Here is a 14,523-nt window from a genome sequence, read left to right as displayed (position 1 = left end):
TTCATAGAAAATAATTTAGAGAACTTTTAGCTTGATTTAGGCAGCAAATGGCCCATTCGGTTAGCTTTGGTGTCTAAATAGTGAGTATTTTGGGGGTTGCGTCCTACGATCAATGGAACACGTTCGGTGACATTAATCCCCGCTTTTAGCATGATTTCAACTTTTTTAGGGTTGTTAGTAAGAAGGCGAATTGCATTAATATTCAATATCTTATATATATCTGAACACAGGGTGAAATCTCTTTCATCGGCAGCAAAACCTAATTGATGGTTGGCTTCAACAGTATCAATACCTTGATCCTGTAAAGCATAGGCTCGAATTTTATTCAGCAGGCCAATATTGCGGCCTTCCTGGCGGTGATAGAGCAAAACACCTCGGCCTTCCTGGCTAATTTGCGAAAGTGCGGCTTCTAATTGGAAACCACAATCGCATCTTAGGCTGAATAAAGCGTCTCCAGTGAGGCATTCTGAGTGGATGCGCGATAATATCGGCTCATCACCAGAGATATCGCCGAAAACAAGAGCGACATGATCGCGGCCTGTTTTGATTTCTTCAAATCCAATCATTAAAAACTCGCCCCATGGCGTAGGTAATTTTGCTTCAGCTACTCGTTTTAGCTGTATTTTTGTATTCATATGTTGATTTAACTCGTTATAAATATTGCGATATCAGAACAATACCGGTTGAGAAATCAGCTAAAACTACGCAAAAATTTTCTCTGATTACAACGCATGCACGCCGACGCATTGTAACAGAAATTATTAATACGCATGAATATAAAGCATCGAGTCCTTTAATGATAAATATATTAACATGCTAAACTATAGGCAGATTTTTGCAGATGCATTTATTACAAAAAGAGGGAAATCAGGGTTTATTGCAATAAATTGCTCCCTTTACGTAGACGTGTGTAGACGAGAAATGCTAATTTAACACGCCACTATGTCTGTTATTTGACATAACTAATCAGCAACGATAGATAACAGGAAGAAATGTGAAATATTTTCTGATCTTATTACTGGCACTGGTTGTTTTTGTTATCTCAGTGACACTGGGAGTAAATAATAATCAGGTAGTGACGTTTAATTATTTGATTGCTAAGGGCGATTACTCTGTATCCACATTGCTGGCTGCATTGTTTGCTGTTGGCTTTATCCTCGGTTGGGGAATTTGTGGTTTTTTTTACCTACGCGCCTGTGTTTCTTTGCGACATGCGAAACGCAAAATTAAGCGACTGGAAACTCAAGTGGAACAACCCTCTGAATCATCCAAAAAAGTCGTCTCTACCGTAGCATTAAACAAGGAATAATTCTCTATGTTAGAGCTGTTGTTTCTGTTGCTTCCTATCGCCGCCGTTTATGGCTGGTATATGGGGCGCAGAAGTGCTCAACAAGATAAACAACAATCGGCTGACCGCCTTTCGCGTGAATATGTTGATGGTGTTAACTTTTTGCTTTCCAATCAGCAAGATAAGGCAGTAGATTTATTTCTTGATATGCTGAAAGAGGATAGTCCGGCTTTTGAAGCTCACCTGACATTGGGAAATCTCTTCCGTTCCCGTGGTGAAGTTGAAAGAGCCATCCGTATTCACCAGTCCTTGATGGAAAGTGCTTCCCTGACATTTGAACAGCGTTTACTTGCGATCCAGCAGCTTGGGCAAGATTATATGGCTGCAGGAGTCTATGATCGCGCAGAGAACATGTTCGTTCAGTTAGTTGACGAAACTGACTTCCGTGAAAATGCTTTTAATTCCTTGCTAACCATCTACCAGTCAACCAGTGATTGGAATAAGGCCATTGATATCGCTGAAAAACTCGTAAAACTGGGTAGACACCATTTTCGGGAAGAAATTGCCCATTTCTACTGTGAGTTGGCTCTGCAATGTATGGGCAGTGATGATTTTACTACTGCGATCGGCTATTTAAATAAAGCGGCCCAAGCAGACAAAAATTGTGCCCGTACTTCTATTATGTTTGGTCGTATTTATATGGCTCAGGGGGAATATCTTAAAGCGACCAATGCGTTGAAACGCATTCTTGAGCAGGATAAACAATTGGTCAGTGAATCTTTGCCAATGCTGGAGGAATGTTATCAGCATTTGTCTCAACCGGATGAGTGGCAAGCTTTTGTGCAGCGTTGTGTAGAAGAAAATTGTGGTGCGATCGCTGAACTTCATATGGCCGATATTATTGAGAAAAAGGAAGGACGTGAAGTTGCTCAAAACTTCATTAACCGTCAGTTGGAACGCCATCCAACAATGAGATTATTTTACCGTCTGATGGATTACCATATGACGGAAGCGGAAGAAGGGCGGGCGAAAGAGAGTCTGATTCTTTTGCGCAATATGGTAGGTGAGCAAATCCGCACAAAACCTGGTTATCGATGCCATAAATGTGGCTTTACTTCTCGTTCGTTATATTGGCATTGCCCATCATGTCGTTCTTGGGACTCTATTAAGCCGATCCGAGGATTGGATGGTCAGTGACAATGTCACGATTATGCTGCTATTCATTAGTAATTTAAGTTAATTAGTAAATCAAAGGGCCTAAAAATGATCTCCCACACAGTTCAAACTTTAGATAAGCAGATTGACTCACCTGTTATTGTTGCACTGGATTATGACAATCAAGATGCAGCGCTGGCATTTGTCGACAAGATTGATCCACAATCCTGTCGTCTGAAAGTAGGCAAGGAGATGTTTACACTGTATGGCCCGCAATTTGTTCAGGCGCTGCATCAGCGTGGTTTTGATGTGTTTTTGGATCTTAAATTTCACGACATCCCCAATACAACGGCAAGAGCTGTTGCTGCTGCCGCAGAATTAGGTGTTTGGATGGTTAATATTCATGCAAGCGGTGGGGCGAGAATGATGACAGCAGCTAAAGAAGCGTTGCTGCCTTACGGTAAGAATGCACCTTTGTTGATTGCGGTGACAGTGCTGACCAGTATGGAACAATCTGATTTATCGGGCACAGGTATTGATATGACTCCAGCGCAACATGCGGAGCGTTTGGCATTTTTGACAAAACAGTGTGGTTTAGATGGCGTAGTTTGTTCAGCCCATGAAGCACAGCAATTGAAATCTGTATGTGGACAAGCCTTCCAACTTGTTACTCCAGGTATTCGCCCTGAAGGTACAGAAGCGGGAGATCAGCGCCGGATTATGACACCTCCTCAGGCGGTTCAGGCTGGGGTGGATTATATGGTGATCGGGCGTCCAATTACCCGCGCAGAAAATCCGGCATTAGCACTCCAACAGATTAATCAATCTATTGGAGTTGTTCATGGATAATAACTCTCGCCTGGTTTATTCGACAGATGGTGGCCGCATTCAGCAGGAGGAAAAAGTAAAGCCTTCTCGTCCGAAAGGTGATGGTATTGTACGGATCCAGCGCCAGAGTAGTGGCCGTAAAGGGAAAGGGGTTTGTGTGATTACGGGCATAGATGCCGATGACCAAACTTTGGCTAAGCTGGCAGCTGAATTGAAGAAAAAATGTGGCTGCGGGGGTTCTGTCAAAGAGGGTGAAATTGAAATTCAGGGCGATAAACGCGACTTGCTGAAGCAATTGCTGGAAGCAAAAGGCATGAAAGTAAAACTGGCTGGAGGCTAAGCTTCTACCAGCTATGCAGCCAATAAACTGCATAGCTGGTTAATTGAACTAATTAATACGTGTCACGATACGAGCAGCCGCTGCCAGTACATCAGGACGAGCACTGGCTTCTTTGTTATCTGGCTGAGTAAAATAAGTCACTAAAACTAATGGTGCACGGTTAGGTACTGGCCAAATAACCGCAATATCATTTGTTGTACCATAATCGCAGCGACCGGTTTTATCTCCTACAATCCAATCCTTGGGGACTCCCGCCTGAATGCTGGCACCACCCGTTGTATTGCCTTTTATCCACTCGGCTAATTGTTCACGTTGTGTTATAGCCAGGGCATCGCCTAAAACCAAATTATATAAACTTTTTGCCATAGATTGAGGGGTGGAAGTATCACGTTCATCACCTGGAATAGCGGCATTTAATTCGGGTTCATAGCGATCGAGACGAAAAGAATTGTCACCGATAGTACGGGCAAAGCGTGTCACTTCATTTGGGCCATTCAATTGGTTAAGAAGCAAATTCATAGCCGTATTATCGCTATATTGCAGTGTTGCTGCGCTCAACTCTCCTAAGGTCATACCCTCTTTGAGATGTTTTTCCGTAATTGGGCTATATTCAACAAGATCTGCTTGTTGATAGTAAACTTGTTGATTTAATAAGTGAGCATTTTTTTCGCTCTTTTGCAGAATAGCGGATACCGCCATCAATTTACTGGTGCTGCATAAAGGAAAACGCTCGTTTGCACGGTAGGTGATAGTGGAATGATCAGTCGTGTCTATCAATACCACACCAAGTCGGCCATTGGCATTTTTCTCCAATATGGAAAGCTGGTGGGTGATTTCATTTGTCTCACTTGGTTTTTTTGCAGATATTTCATGGTGAGAAATTTGATTGTTATGAATAGCTGCATTGGCTGGCAAAGTGAATAATACACCAAGTAAGGACGTGAAAGCCGTTGCGAAACCCGAAGAAAATAGCATGTGAAAGTCCTCATAGGGATTCTCTTATTGTCATTACAAAACTGCCGCCATAAATGGCGGCAGAATTTAATGGAAATTACTTGCAAGATGTGTCTATACAGGGCGTGCCACAATATTGCGGGTTTCCATTCTGACCTCTTCAATACGGACATTGATGATGTCGTTCAGGCGATGAACTGTTTCACCCTTGATCAATACGGAACCTGTTTCTTGACTGCATTGAAGTTCATCACGAACAGCATGCAAAAATGGTCCAGGGACGAAAGCAATGGCACCGTTATCAACCAATCGAACTCGCAGGCCACCACGGGTGATATCGATAATTTCTGCCGGGAAGGTTTTATCTGTACCAGCATGAGGTTGCAAGAAACGAGCATAGAGCCAATCACCAACATCACGCTCGGCCATGCGGTTAGCTCGGCGACGATCAGTCAATTGCAGGCAAAGATCTTCAGTCGGTTTTTCTATCTCCACTTGCTGGATAACGGCTTTCAACAAACGGTGATTGATAATATCGCTGTATTTACGGATAGGAGATGTCCAGGTCGCGTAAGCATCAAATCCTAAACCAAAGTGTGGGCCTGGTTCTGTTTTGATTTCAGCAAATGTTTGGAAACGGCGGATGCGACTGTCCAGGAATTGGGTTGATTGTTTATCCAGTTCACGGCGCAATTCGCAGAACCCTTCCAGATTCAGTAATGCTTCGGCATTCGCTTCAATGCCGTTTTCCTTGAGAACTTCAACGACCTGCTCAATCTGGGTAGGTTCAAAACCCGTGTGGACGTTATAAATACCAAAGCCTAACTTATCACGCAGAATTTTAGCGGCACATAAGTTTGCTGTGATCATGGCTTCTTCGACAATACGGTTAGCGGTACGACGCTGTTCAATAACGATATCAACAACATGGCCGTTTTCATCAAGGATAAATCGATAATCTGGACGTTCCTTGAAAACCAGAGCATTTTGCAGACGCCAGTTATTGCGACGTTCACACATCTCTTTGAGGAGAGTGATTTGATTAGTCACAGCGCCTGATTCTGGTTTCCAACCTTCCTGGCCTTCTAAATAGTCTGAGACTTGGTCATAAACCAGCTTAAATTTAGACTCAACCCAAGCAGAGAAGAATTGAATATCATCACCCAATTGACCATCTTCGAAAATTGAAACCTGACAAACCAGGGCAGGGCGGCGTACATTAGGGCGCAGGGAGCATAGGTCATCGGATAGCTCACGAGGGAGCATTGGGATATTGAAACCTGGCAGGTAGTTGGTGAAACTGCGCTGATAGGCAATTTTATCCAGTTCGCTACCCGCTTTGATATAAGCAGTGGGATCGGCAATTGCGATAGAAAGTTTTAGGCTGCCGTCATCATTTTTGGTGATGTGTAGGGCATCATCCATATCTTCGGTTGTTGCACTGTCAATAGTGACAAAATCCAGTGCAGTCAGATCGATGCGCTCGATGGAACTATCATCCAACGGGCAATCTGTCATTGCTGGCGCTTCGCGTTCCAGTTCGTGGCGAGTTAATGTTACCCACCATGGCGCGTAGTGGTCATCACCTTGGGTAATATAGCCAGTAATTTCGGCATGAAAACCGCGATCACCTTTCAGAGGATGGCGGCGCATTTCAGCTACGGCCCAATCGCCGTTTTCAAAGGTATGGTCAACGTGGTTTGCTGGGCGGCAAGGGATAGTGTCTTTTAATAATGGATGATCAGGAATAATCCATAGTCGGTTGTCATTTTCTTTCTTCTGGACCTTTCCTACAAAACGAGTCAGGAAGGGTTCAATCAGAGACTCAGGTTCAGCAATTTCTTTCTCTTTGTCTGTGTGGATAGCTGCAGTAATCCGATCTCCGTGCATGACTTTTTTCATGTGGGGAGGTGGAATGAAATAACTTTTTTGGCCGTCGACTTCTAAAAATCCAAAACCTTTCTCAGTTCCTTTGACTAAACCTTCTACACGCAGGGTCTGAGCGTGAAGTTGCTGTTTTAGCTGCGCAAGCAGCGGATTATTTTGAAACATAATATCTGGGGAATATAGAGTTATTATCGATAATTTTGGACAACAGTTTTACGCGAATCGAGAGTATGGAGCAAGTAACATCTTATCAAAACAGGAAAAACTGTGGCACAAGACCAAAAATTGACACCAAATAAGCACGATAACTATGGACAATAACTTATTTAGTTACAACATACTATTAACTTCCCAAAAAACCACCGCGCCTAACTTAACCTAAATAACACCCACCACATATTCAACCAACGATTGAAAAGAGAGGCGCGGTAGTAGAAAGTGGAAATATGAGGGGGCTATTACCACGCATTAGGACTTATAAAAAAATCTCTTACGGTTCCATCATCGGCACAAAATGCTCTAACTTTCATACCAGAAGCCAATGCAAACAGTGCCACTGATAACATGTTTTTTCCCCCTGATGTATTATTATAACTACTTAGATAATAGCCTGTTGAAGTGGCATCCTTAGAAATAAAAAAAACTGATGGGTATCCATCCTGACCTATTTCTACTCCCAGCATATATCCCCCAATATCATTTCCTGTGCATTCTAGTTGTCCTGCATGTGCCATTGTATTGCCTAAGAAGAAATATATGCTCGCAATAATGACTAAAAAAAGCTTAATTTTTTTCATGGTTTCACCTTTATTAATAGTTTATTAGTTCAATTTTACTAGTTAAAAAATAATATTAAAAGAAGGGAGGTGCATAATTATTGGTAACATAATAAAGATTATAATTATTATTAAGTTTTAATATGACGACATTGAATATGCTTTCATTATCATCAAAAGGAAATGCAATGAATATATTTAGAAAAAACTTCATGCTGCGTGTCCTCTTTTTTGATGCCAGTATTATTAGCGCATAACGCAATAAGTGGTTTATAACTATTCAATTATGTGGAGGTATAATGATTATTTATATTAACTTCGTGTGAGTTTATTACATCAGGTTAATAACGGTTTTTGATAAATAACCATTACAGGTATTGGTGCGTGTAATGGTATTATTTTTCTCATAATTAACTTTCTTAAATTAGGACGTGTTAACATTTGAGTGAGGGGATTTGAACGACATAATAATTTGGTATCACGCCTCAGCTTATGTTATCAGATCCTGTGTGAGATAGGCTATCTTTATAACTCTTCCTCAATAAGATTTTTCTATCTGGCTGATTTAATTAATCTTAGCTTGTTTATATTTATACGTTTTGATAGGGGAAGGAGCGAAATGGTTTATCCGGTCTGTCTCCTGCAAGAATTAACCAAGAGACAGACTAATAGAGATTTAAGAAAGTAAGGTTTTATTATTATTCGGTTTTATCCGTATATTCACAAAGATCCTCAATAATACAAGAGCCACAGCGCGGCTTGCGGGCAATGCAAGTATAGCGACCATGCAGAATCAGCCAATGATGACAATCAACCTTGAATTCGGCTGGCACAACTTTCAATAAGTTCTTCTCGACTTCATCAACATTCTTCCCTGGGGCAAATTGTGTTCGATTACTGACGCGAAAAATATGTGTATCAACCGCAATAGTTGGCCAACCAAAAGCAGTATTTAAAACAACGTTAGCCGTTTTTCGACCAACGCCTGGTAACGCTTCCAACGCTACGCGATCTTCCGGTACTTCTCCCTGGTGTTTTTCCAGCAATATCCGGCAAGTTTTAATCACGTTTTCAGCTTTAGTGTTATATAACCCAATAGTTTTTATATACTCTTTTAAACCATCAACGCCCAAATCAAGGATCGCCTGCGGTGTATTAGCAACGGGATACAGTTTTGCCGTTGCCTTATTCACGCTGACATCTGTAGCCTGTGCAGATAGCAATACAGAAATGAGTAACTCAAATGGAGAATTAAATACCAGCTCAGTCGTTGGGTGTGGATTGTTATCCCGTAAACGGGTAAGTATCTCAATCCGTTTTTGTTGATTCATATCTGGTTACTCTTTAGCTTCTTGTGATATGGCTTCCACAGCCTTTTTCTACGTTGTATTGGCGTTCTTTATGTTCTGCCCGATTTTTGATGCGTTCATCGATGATATATTTTCCTGCCAGCATCAGACCTAATCCGATAAAAGCACCTGGCGGCAGGATGGCAAGCAAGAAAGGGGAGTCCAGATGGATGATTTCAATACGTAGTGATTTAGCCCAGTTACCCAGCAATAGATCGGCGCCATCAAAAATAGTTCCGTTCCCCAAAATCTCTCGCATGGAACCCAATACAAATAAGGTGAAAGTTGCTCCCAGCCCCATTGCAAGACCATCAATTGTTGAATGGTAAAGAGAATTTTTTGATGCGTAGGCTTCAGCACGACCAATCACGATACAGTTAGTCACAATCAGGGGAATAAAAATACCCAATGATTCGTAGAGTCCGAAAGCAAAAGCATTGATTAACATTTGGACGGCACTGACGACAGACGCGATGATCATCACATAAATAGGGATACGAATTTCATGGGGTACCCAGCGACGTAATGCTGACACGGCCATATTGGTACTCACTAAAACCAGTGTCGTCGCTAATCCTAACCCCAGAGCATTGGTAGCCGTAGAGGAAACGGCCAATAAAGGACAAAGCCCTAAAAGCTGTACCAATGCAGAGTTATTTTTCCATAGCCCCTGAATAAATAGGTTCTTAGTTTCATTCATAATTATTTCTCTTCGCAAGTTGGCAGGGAAGAAAGTTGTGTCGGCACTGTTTCCAGATAAAGCGTAGTCCGTTTAACAGCATTGACAACGGCACGCGGTGTAATGGTTGCTCCGGTAAATTGGTCGAATTCTCCACCATCTTTCTTGACCGCCCAGTTGCGATCATCCTTTGACATGATTTTTTTGCCAGAGAAAGCATAAATCCAATTGGAAATTCTGGTTTCAATTTTGTCGCCCAAACCAGGAGTTTCATGGTGTTCAGTGACTCGAACACCCAGCACGCCGCCAGAAAAATCAGCACCAACCAGTAATTGAATTGCACCTGAATAGCCATCAGGTGCTGTACTTTCTAACGCAGCCGCAACCGGAACGCCTTTTTTGCGGGCGAGGTAAAGACGGTGAGGCTGTTCATTGCCTAATGCCTTGTTTGCCACTAGATAACATTCATTTTGCATGTCATTGTCGTATAAAGCAGGGGGGACAACTTGATCCAGCAATACCTTATGTTGCAAAGCAGCCTGTTCGTCTATCCGATCCTTTGTTAATGAATAAACAATTGCCGTTAACCCTGTCGTACAAGCCGCGAAAATTGCGAGGGTAATACCGTGACGACGCATAGTTTCTAACATAGTATCTCTTTTCCTATTTATGGCCGTAAGCACGAGGCTGGGTGTAATTGTCAATCAGTGGCACACATATGTTTGCCAGTAATACCGCAAATGCAACCGCATCAGGATAACCACCATAAACACGAATTATCCAAATAAGCCCGCCAATAATAGCTCCGTAAATCAAACGGCCTTTTGGTGTTGTTGATGCGCTAACCGGATCAGTTGCAATAAAAAATGCGCCTAACATGGTGGCACCGGAAAAGAGTTGCAATAAGGGCGGTGAATAACGGGTAGGATCAAAAAGCCAACTTATCAGTGCACAGATACCCAGTGACAAAATAAATGCAGTTGGAATTTGCCAGTTAATGATTTTTCGGTTGAGCATGATCAGGCCGCCAACCAAATAAGCAACGTTAACCCATTGCCAGCCAATGCCAGCTAAAACGCCTTGTAATATAGGTTGTTGCAATACTTCATCAATATTGTGAGTCAACCTGCCAGTTTTGAAACTGTCCAGCGGTGTTGCTTGACTCAATCCATCAATACCTTGTTGCAGTTGTAACAAAGTTGAGCCATCTGGCGTATGTCCTGTGAAAATGACCATAAGGCTATCCCATGGCGTTAAAGTGAATGTCTGTAAAGATTCAGGAGGCATCCAACTGGTCATTTGTACGGGGAAAGAGATCAATAGAACGACATAGCCGATCATGGCAGGGTTAAACGGATTTTGCCCAAGTCCGCCATACAAATGCTTAGCAATAATGACAGCAAAAAATGTGCCGAGTACGATTAGCCACCATGGCGCTAATGGTGGCAGGCTAATACCTAAAAGCAATCCTGTCACTAAAGCAGAGTTATCTTTGAGATAGGGAAGTATTAGCTGTTTTTTCAATGCTATAGCAGCAGATTCAGCTAACAATGCGGTAATGACAGCTAGCAAAATCTGGAATAATGTTCCAGAGCCAAAGAAATAGGTCTGGACAGCAATACTAGGTATGGCCGCTAAAACTACCCAAAGCATGATCTGACTAGTGCTTTTTTGGTTGTGTGTAAAAGGCGAACTTGCGACTTTTAGTTGGTTGTTGTCAGTTTTTACTGGCCTAAATTTCATCGATAAATTTCACTATTCGGTTGTAATTACTTGTTCTTCCTGAGCGGCTTTTTTAGCTTTGACACGGGCAATAGCCGCTGCGACAGCAGCTTTACGGGGATCGGTTTCTTCCGGTTTTGCAGAATCAGCGTGAGGGAGAGTTGATTCCGGTTGGCTTTGCGCGGCTTTCTTGGCTTTAGCACGGGCAATAGCCGCTGCGACAGCTGCCTTACGGGGATCGGTTTCTTCCGGTTTTGCAGAATCAGCGTGAGGAAGAGTTGATTCCGGTTGGCTCTGCGCAGCTTTCTTGGCTTTAGCTCGGGCAATAGCCGCTGCGACAGCAGCTTTACGGGGATCGGTTTCTTCCGGTTTTGCAGAATCAGCGTGAGGAAGAGTTGATTCCGGTTGGCTCTGCGCAGCTTTCTTGGCTTTAGCACGGGCAATAGCCGCTGCAACAGCTGCCTTGCGTGGATCTTGTGTATCATCCCCGCTATCTTGTTGAGATTGCTCTGGTGACGTTGTCACTTCACCGCTTTGTGCTGCCTTTTTCGCTTTTGCCCTGGCTATCGCAGCGGCGAGGGCGGCTTTACGCGGATCATTGTCTTCAACCGATGTTGATGTATTTTCCTTTATATCTAAGCTTGTAGTAATTTGTTTTTCTGCCTGACGAGCACGCAACTGTTCTTTTCTGGCCTTACGTGCTGCAATTGCTGCTGTATTGTCAGGTGATTGTCCTGCCTGCACAATAATAGATTCGCCAGTATTTCCCTGTTTTTCCTTCGCACGGGCAAGGGCAGCTTGTACAGCACTTTTATCACTGCTATTTACTTGAACAGCCGCTTTTTTGTGGCGTTCTTCACGTGCCAATTTTTCCCGTTCCATACGTGCTTGTTTGGCTTCAAAACGCACCTTAGCTTCAGCAGATCGGCGTGCTTCTGCTTCTATCGCCCATATTTCAGCTTTTTCCTGTCGGTAGTATTGAACCAGGGGAATGTTACTTGGGCATACATAAGCACAAGCGCCACATTCAATACAGTCGAATAAATGATGATCTTTGGCCTTTTCATGTTCTTGCCCACGACTGAACCAGTACAGTTGTTGCGGCAGCAATCCGGCGGGGCATGCTTCAACGCATAGGCCGCAGCGAATACACGCTTCTTCAATGACTTTGGGTTCCATCTCTTGTACCGAAGGTGCAAGAATACAGTTACTGATTTTGACGATGGGGACATTCAAATCAGGTAAAGTGAATCCCATTAATGGTCCACCCATAATGACCATTTGTTCTGATCCTGGGTTAAATCCGGCTTGTTGTAACAGGAAGTGAACAGGTGTGCCGAGGCGAGTCCAGAAATTACCAGGCGAAGTGACTGCTTCACCTGTTAGCGTAACTACACGTTCGATTAACGGCTCGCCGTCAATAATGGCACGTTTTATCGCCACAACTGTTCCCACGTTTTGCATAAGAACGCCGATGTCAGAAGAACGACCGCCAGAAGGTACTTCTTTTCCGGTCAGGATCTTGGTCAGTTGTTTGGCACCACCAGAAGGATATTTTGTTGGAATGACGCGCACAATGATGGAGTTATCACCACTAAGTGCTGCGTTTAAGGCATTAATTGCTTCGGGTTTGTTGTCTTCAATGCCGATCAATACCTGCTTTGGATTAAGCAAATGTATTAAGATGCGGATACCCGCAATAATTTCTTTCGCATGTTCTTGCATTAAACGATCATCAGCGGTGATATAGGGTTCACACTCAGCCGCATTGATGATCAATGTCTTGAGATTGTGTCGTCCACCTTTTAGTTTTGTTTCAGTAGGGAAGCCAGCACCACCTAAGCCAGCAATACCGGCTTGTTGAATGCGTTGTAATATTTCATTGACTTCCAATGTGGTGTAATCAGCGACTGGGTTGCGTTCTCCCCATTGATCTTTACCATCAGGACGCAACCGGACACATAATTCTTTCAGCCCGGAAGGGTGTGTTGTGACGCAAGGTTCAATTGCAATAATTGTCCCAGATGTGGAAGCATGAACAGGTACTGTTCTGCCCATTCCAAACGTTAGTGCCTGACCTTTCAGCACATTATCGCCCACTTTAACCAGCAGTTCGCCTTCTGGCCCCAAATGTTGCTGTAGGGGGATGATTAATTCATCCGGCAATGGTGCATGGCGTAATGGGGTGCGGCTAGATTGCAACTTCATTTCTGGTGGATGGATACCACCATTAAAATCCCAGATTTTATTTTTGTTAAGCAAGTTGAGCAAATTAAACATGGGTTTTAACCTCAACAGACTTAGCAGGAGAGAACAAAGTGGGATCTGGTGTTACGGGAATATTTTTCACTGGAATGGTGGTTAAATCCCATTTCCAATTTGAGGTAGTAGTAGCAACGGGGATCATTGTAATGCAATCTGTTGGGCAAGGTGCGACACATAGGTCACAACCTGTGCAGAGATCTTCAACAATGGTGTGCATGGCGCGGTTTGCACCAATAATAGCATCTACAGGGCAAGCCTGAATGCATTTTGTGCAACCTATGCAATTTTCTTCATCAATGAAAGCAACTTTCCTGTCTGGATTCTGAACACTATCGTCGCCATCTAACGGTTGTGGATCAACACCCAGCAATTCAGAGATTTTGAGCATAACCTGCTCTCCACCAGGGGCACATTTATTGATCATTTCGCCATTATTGGCAACTGCTTCCGCATAGGGGCGACAGCCAGGATAACCGCACTGTCCACATTGACTCTGGGGTAATAGATTATCGATATTTTCAACAATCGGATCTTCTTCTACTTTAAAACGACGCGCAGCAAAACCAAGGATTAAGCCAAAGGCTAATCCGAGTATGCTTAGTACGCCGATAGCAATCCATAATGACATCATTAGAATTTCACCAAACCACTAAATCCCATAAATGCGAGGGACATTAACCCTGCTGTAATAAGCCCTATTGATGAACCACGAAAAGGGACAGGAATGTTGGCAACGGCCAGGCGTTCCCGAATGCCGGCAAATAGCACCATGACAAGAGAAAAACCCGCGGCAGCACTGAAACCATATACAGCAGATTGTAAAAAATCGTGAGATTGATTGACATTCAGTAATGCAACACCAAGTACAGCACAGTTGGTGGTAATCAGTGGCAAGAAAATTCCTAACAGGCGATAAAGCGTCGGGCTGGTTTTGCGGACGACCAATTCCGTAAATTGAACGACAACCGCAATAACGAGAATAAAGCTTAAAGTGCGCAAATAAACCAAATCAAGCGGGACAAGAATAAATGTGTTTACCAGCCATGCGCAGATAGAAGCCAAGGTCAGAACAAAAGTTGTGGCCAGCCCCATGCCGATGGCAGTTTCGAGTTTTTTGGATACTCCCATAAATGGGCATAGACCCAAAAATTTCACTAAAACAAAGTTATTGACTAAGACTGTGCCAATAAATAACAAAAGGTATTCAGTCATTGCTATACCTGAAAATAAGATATTGGAAAATGGAACACTGCTTACATAGATTGAGTAGAAATTCCCCA

The 14,523-nt window shown here is 43.1% G+C and carries 15 protein-coding genes; 4 read left to right on the top strand and 11 right to left on the bottom strand.

The window, feature by feature from the left end:
• Window positions 1-26: 26 nt before the first annotated feature.
• Window positions 27-623 (bottom strand): GTP cyclohydrolase II, encoded by a 597-nt coding sequence (gene ribA / locus WDV75_RS10240; protein ID WP_273557716.1) that lies wholly within the window; start codon window positions 621-623, stop codon window positions 27-29.
• A 371-nt stretch (window positions 624-994) separates the two neighbouring features.
• Between ribA and WDV75_RS10235 the strand changes: the two genes are divergently transcribed.
• From WDV75_RS10235 to yciH, 4 genes are all read left to right on the top strand, one after another.
• A complete protein-coding gene (locus WDV75_RS10235; RefSeq protein WP_189759553.1) occupies window positions 995-1,309 on the top strand; it encodes a LapA family protein in 315 nt (104 codons plus the stop codon).
• Window positions 1,310-1,315: 6 nt separating this feature from the next.
• Entirely contained in the window at window positions 1,316-2,485 is a 1,170-nt protein-coding gene (gene lapB / locus WDV75_RS10230) for a lipopolysaccharide assembly protein LapB (RefSeq protein ID WP_273557618.1), read from the top strand.
• Window positions 2,486-2,551: 66 nt separating this feature from the next.
• Window positions 2,552-3,292 carry an orotidine-5'-phosphate decarboxylase gene (gene pyrF, locus WDV75_RS10225; RefSeq protein ID WP_189759555.1) on the top strand — a complete coding sequence of 247 codons (741 nt, stop codon included), beginning with the start codon at window positions 2,552-2,554 and terminating at the stop codon, window positions 3,290-3,292.
• The gene (gene yciH, locus WDV75_RS10220) at window positions 3,285-3,611 is read left to right on the top strand and encodes a stress response translation initiation inhibitor YciH (RefSeq protein ID WP_189759556.1); all 327 of its coding nucleotides are present in this window, start codon (window positions 3,285-3,287) and stop codon (window positions 3,609-3,611) included. The genes pyrF and yciH overlap by 8 nt, the downstream gene beginning before the upstream one ends.
• A 48-nt stretch (window positions 3,612-3,659) precedes the next feature.
• Here yciH and bla read toward each other — a convergent pair whose 3' ends face one another.
• The 10 genes from bla to rsxA form a co-directional block, all read right to left on the bottom strand.
• Entirely contained in the window at window positions 3,660-4,586 is a 927-nt protein-coding gene (gene bla / locus WDV75_RS10215; protein ID WP_273557619.1) for a class A beta-lactamase, read from the bottom strand.
• A 93-nt stretch (window positions 4,587-4,679) separates the two neighbouring features.
• On the bottom strand, window positions 4,680-6,617 hold the full coding sequence (locus WDV75_RS10210) for an exoribonuclease II (RefSeq protein WP_273557620.1): 1,938 nt from the start codon (window positions 6,615-6,617) through the stop codon (window positions 4,680-4,682).
• Window positions 6,618-6,910: 293 nt separating this feature from the next.
• Window positions 6,911-7,249, bottom strand: a complete 339-nt coding sequence (locus WDV75_RS10205; protein WP_273557621.1) for a hypothetical protein — start codon at window positions 7,247-7,249, stop codon at window positions 6,911-6,913.
• A gap of 677 nt (window positions 7,250-7,926) precedes the next feature.
• Window positions 7,927-8,559 carry an endonuclease III gene (gene nth, locus WDV75_RS10200; protein WP_189759558.1) on the bottom strand — a complete coding sequence of 211 codons (633 nt, stop codon included), beginning with the start codon at window positions 8,557-8,559 and terminating at the stop codon, window positions 7,927-7,929.
• A gap of 13 nt (window positions 8,560-8,572) precedes the next feature.
• Complete coding sequence (locus WDV75_RS10195; RefSeq protein WP_273557622.1) at window positions 8,573-9,277, bottom strand: electron transport complex subunit E; 705 nt, start codon at window positions 9,275-9,277, stop codon at window positions 8,573-8,575.
• 2 nt (window positions 9,278-9,279) lie between these two features.
• Window positions 9,280-9,906, bottom strand: a complete 627-nt coding sequence (gene rsxG / locus WDV75_RS10190; RefSeq protein WP_273557623.1) for an electron transport complex subunit RsxG — start codon at window positions 9,904-9,906, stop codon at window positions 9,280-9,282.
• A gap of 13 nt (window positions 9,907-9,919) precedes the next feature.
• A complete protein-coding gene (gene rsxD, locus WDV75_RS10185) occupies window positions 9,920-10,999 on the bottom strand; it encodes an electron transport complex subunit RsxD (RefSeq protein WP_273557624.1) in 1,080 nt (359 codons plus the stop codon).
• A gap of 12 nt (window positions 11,000-11,011) precedes the next feature.
• The gene (gene rsxC, locus WDV75_RS10180) at window positions 11,012-13,258 is read right to left on the bottom strand and encodes an electron transport complex subunit RsxC (RefSeq protein ID WP_273557625.1); all 2,247 of its coding nucleotides are present in this window, start codon (window positions 13,256-13,258) and stop codon (window positions 11,012-11,014) included.
• Entirely contained in the window at window positions 13,251-13,874 is a 624-nt protein-coding gene (gene rsxB / locus WDV75_RS10175; RefSeq protein WP_273557626.1) for an electron transport complex subunit RsxB, read from the bottom strand. The genes rsxC and rsxB overlap by 8 nt, the downstream gene beginning before the upstream one ends.
• On the bottom strand, window positions 13,874-14,455 hold the full coding sequence (rsxA, locus tag WDV75_RS10170; protein WP_189760139.1) for an electron transport complex subunit RsxA: 582 nt from the start codon (window positions 14,453-14,455) through the stop codon (window positions 13,874-13,876). Before rsxA ends, rsxB begins: the two co-directional genes overlap by 1 nt.
• Between the last annotated feature and the right edge of the window lie 68 nt (window positions 14,456-14,523).

The sequence above is a fragment of the Xenorhabdus griffiniae genome (genome assembly GCF_037265215.1).
GTDB lineage: Bacteria > Pseudomonadota > Gammaproteobacteria > Enterobacterales > Enterobacteriaceae > Xenorhabdus > Xenorhabdus griffiniae.
Note: the sequence above shows the minus strand (reverse complement) of the source record. Positions and strands in the feature narration are given on the sequence as shown.

Bases quoted from the DNA above. Each gene is read 5' to 3' on its own strand.
- lapB (WP_273557618.1), top strand. From the start codon at position 1,316: ATGTTAGAGCTGTTGTTTCTGTTGCTTCCTATCGCCGCCGTTTATGGC.
- pyrF (WP_189759555.1), top strand. From the start codon at position 2,552: ATGATCTCCCACACAGTTCAAACTTTAGATAAGCAGATTGACTCACCT.
- yciH (WP_189759556.1), top strand. From the start codon at position 3,285: ATGGATAATAACTCTCGCCTGGTTTATTCGACAGATGGTGGCCGCATT.
- bla (WP_273557619.1), bottom strand. From the start codon at position 4,586: ATGCTATTTTCTTCGGGTTTCGCAACGGCTTTCACGTCCTTACTTGGT.
- WDV75_RS10210 (WP_273557620.1), bottom strand. From the start codon at position 6,617: ATGTTTCAAAATAATCCGCTGCTTGCGCAGCTAAAACAGCAACTTCAC.
- WDV75_RS10205 (WP_273557621.1), bottom strand. From the start codon at position 7,249: ATGAAAAAAATTAAGCTTTTTTTAGTCATTATTGCGAGCATATATTTC.
- nth (WP_189759558.1), bottom strand. From the start codon at position 8,559: ATGAATCAACAAAAACGGATTGAGATACTTACCCGTTTACGGGATAAC.
- WDV75_RS10195 (WP_273557622.1), bottom strand. From the start codon at position 9,277: ATGAATGAAACTAAGAACCTATTTATTCAGGGGCTATGGAAAAATAAC.
- rsxG (WP_273557623.1), bottom strand. From the start codon at position 9,906: ATGTTAGAAACTATGCGTCGTCACGGTATTACCCTCGCAATTTTCGCG.
- rsxD (WP_273557624.1), bottom strand. From the start codon at position 10,999: ATGAAATTTAGGCCAGTAAAAACTGACAACAACCAACTAAAAGTCGCA.
- rsxC (WP_273557625.1), bottom strand. From the start codon at position 13,258: ATGTTTAATTTGCTCAACTTGCTTAACAAAAATAAAATCTGGGATTTT.
- rsxB (WP_273557626.1), bottom strand. From the start codon at position 13,874: ATGATGTCATTATGGATTGCTATCGGCGTACTAAGCATACTCGGATTA.
- rsxA (WP_189760139.1), bottom strand. From the start codon at position 14,455: ATGACTGAATACCTTTTGTTATTTATTGGCACAGTCTTAGTCAATAAC.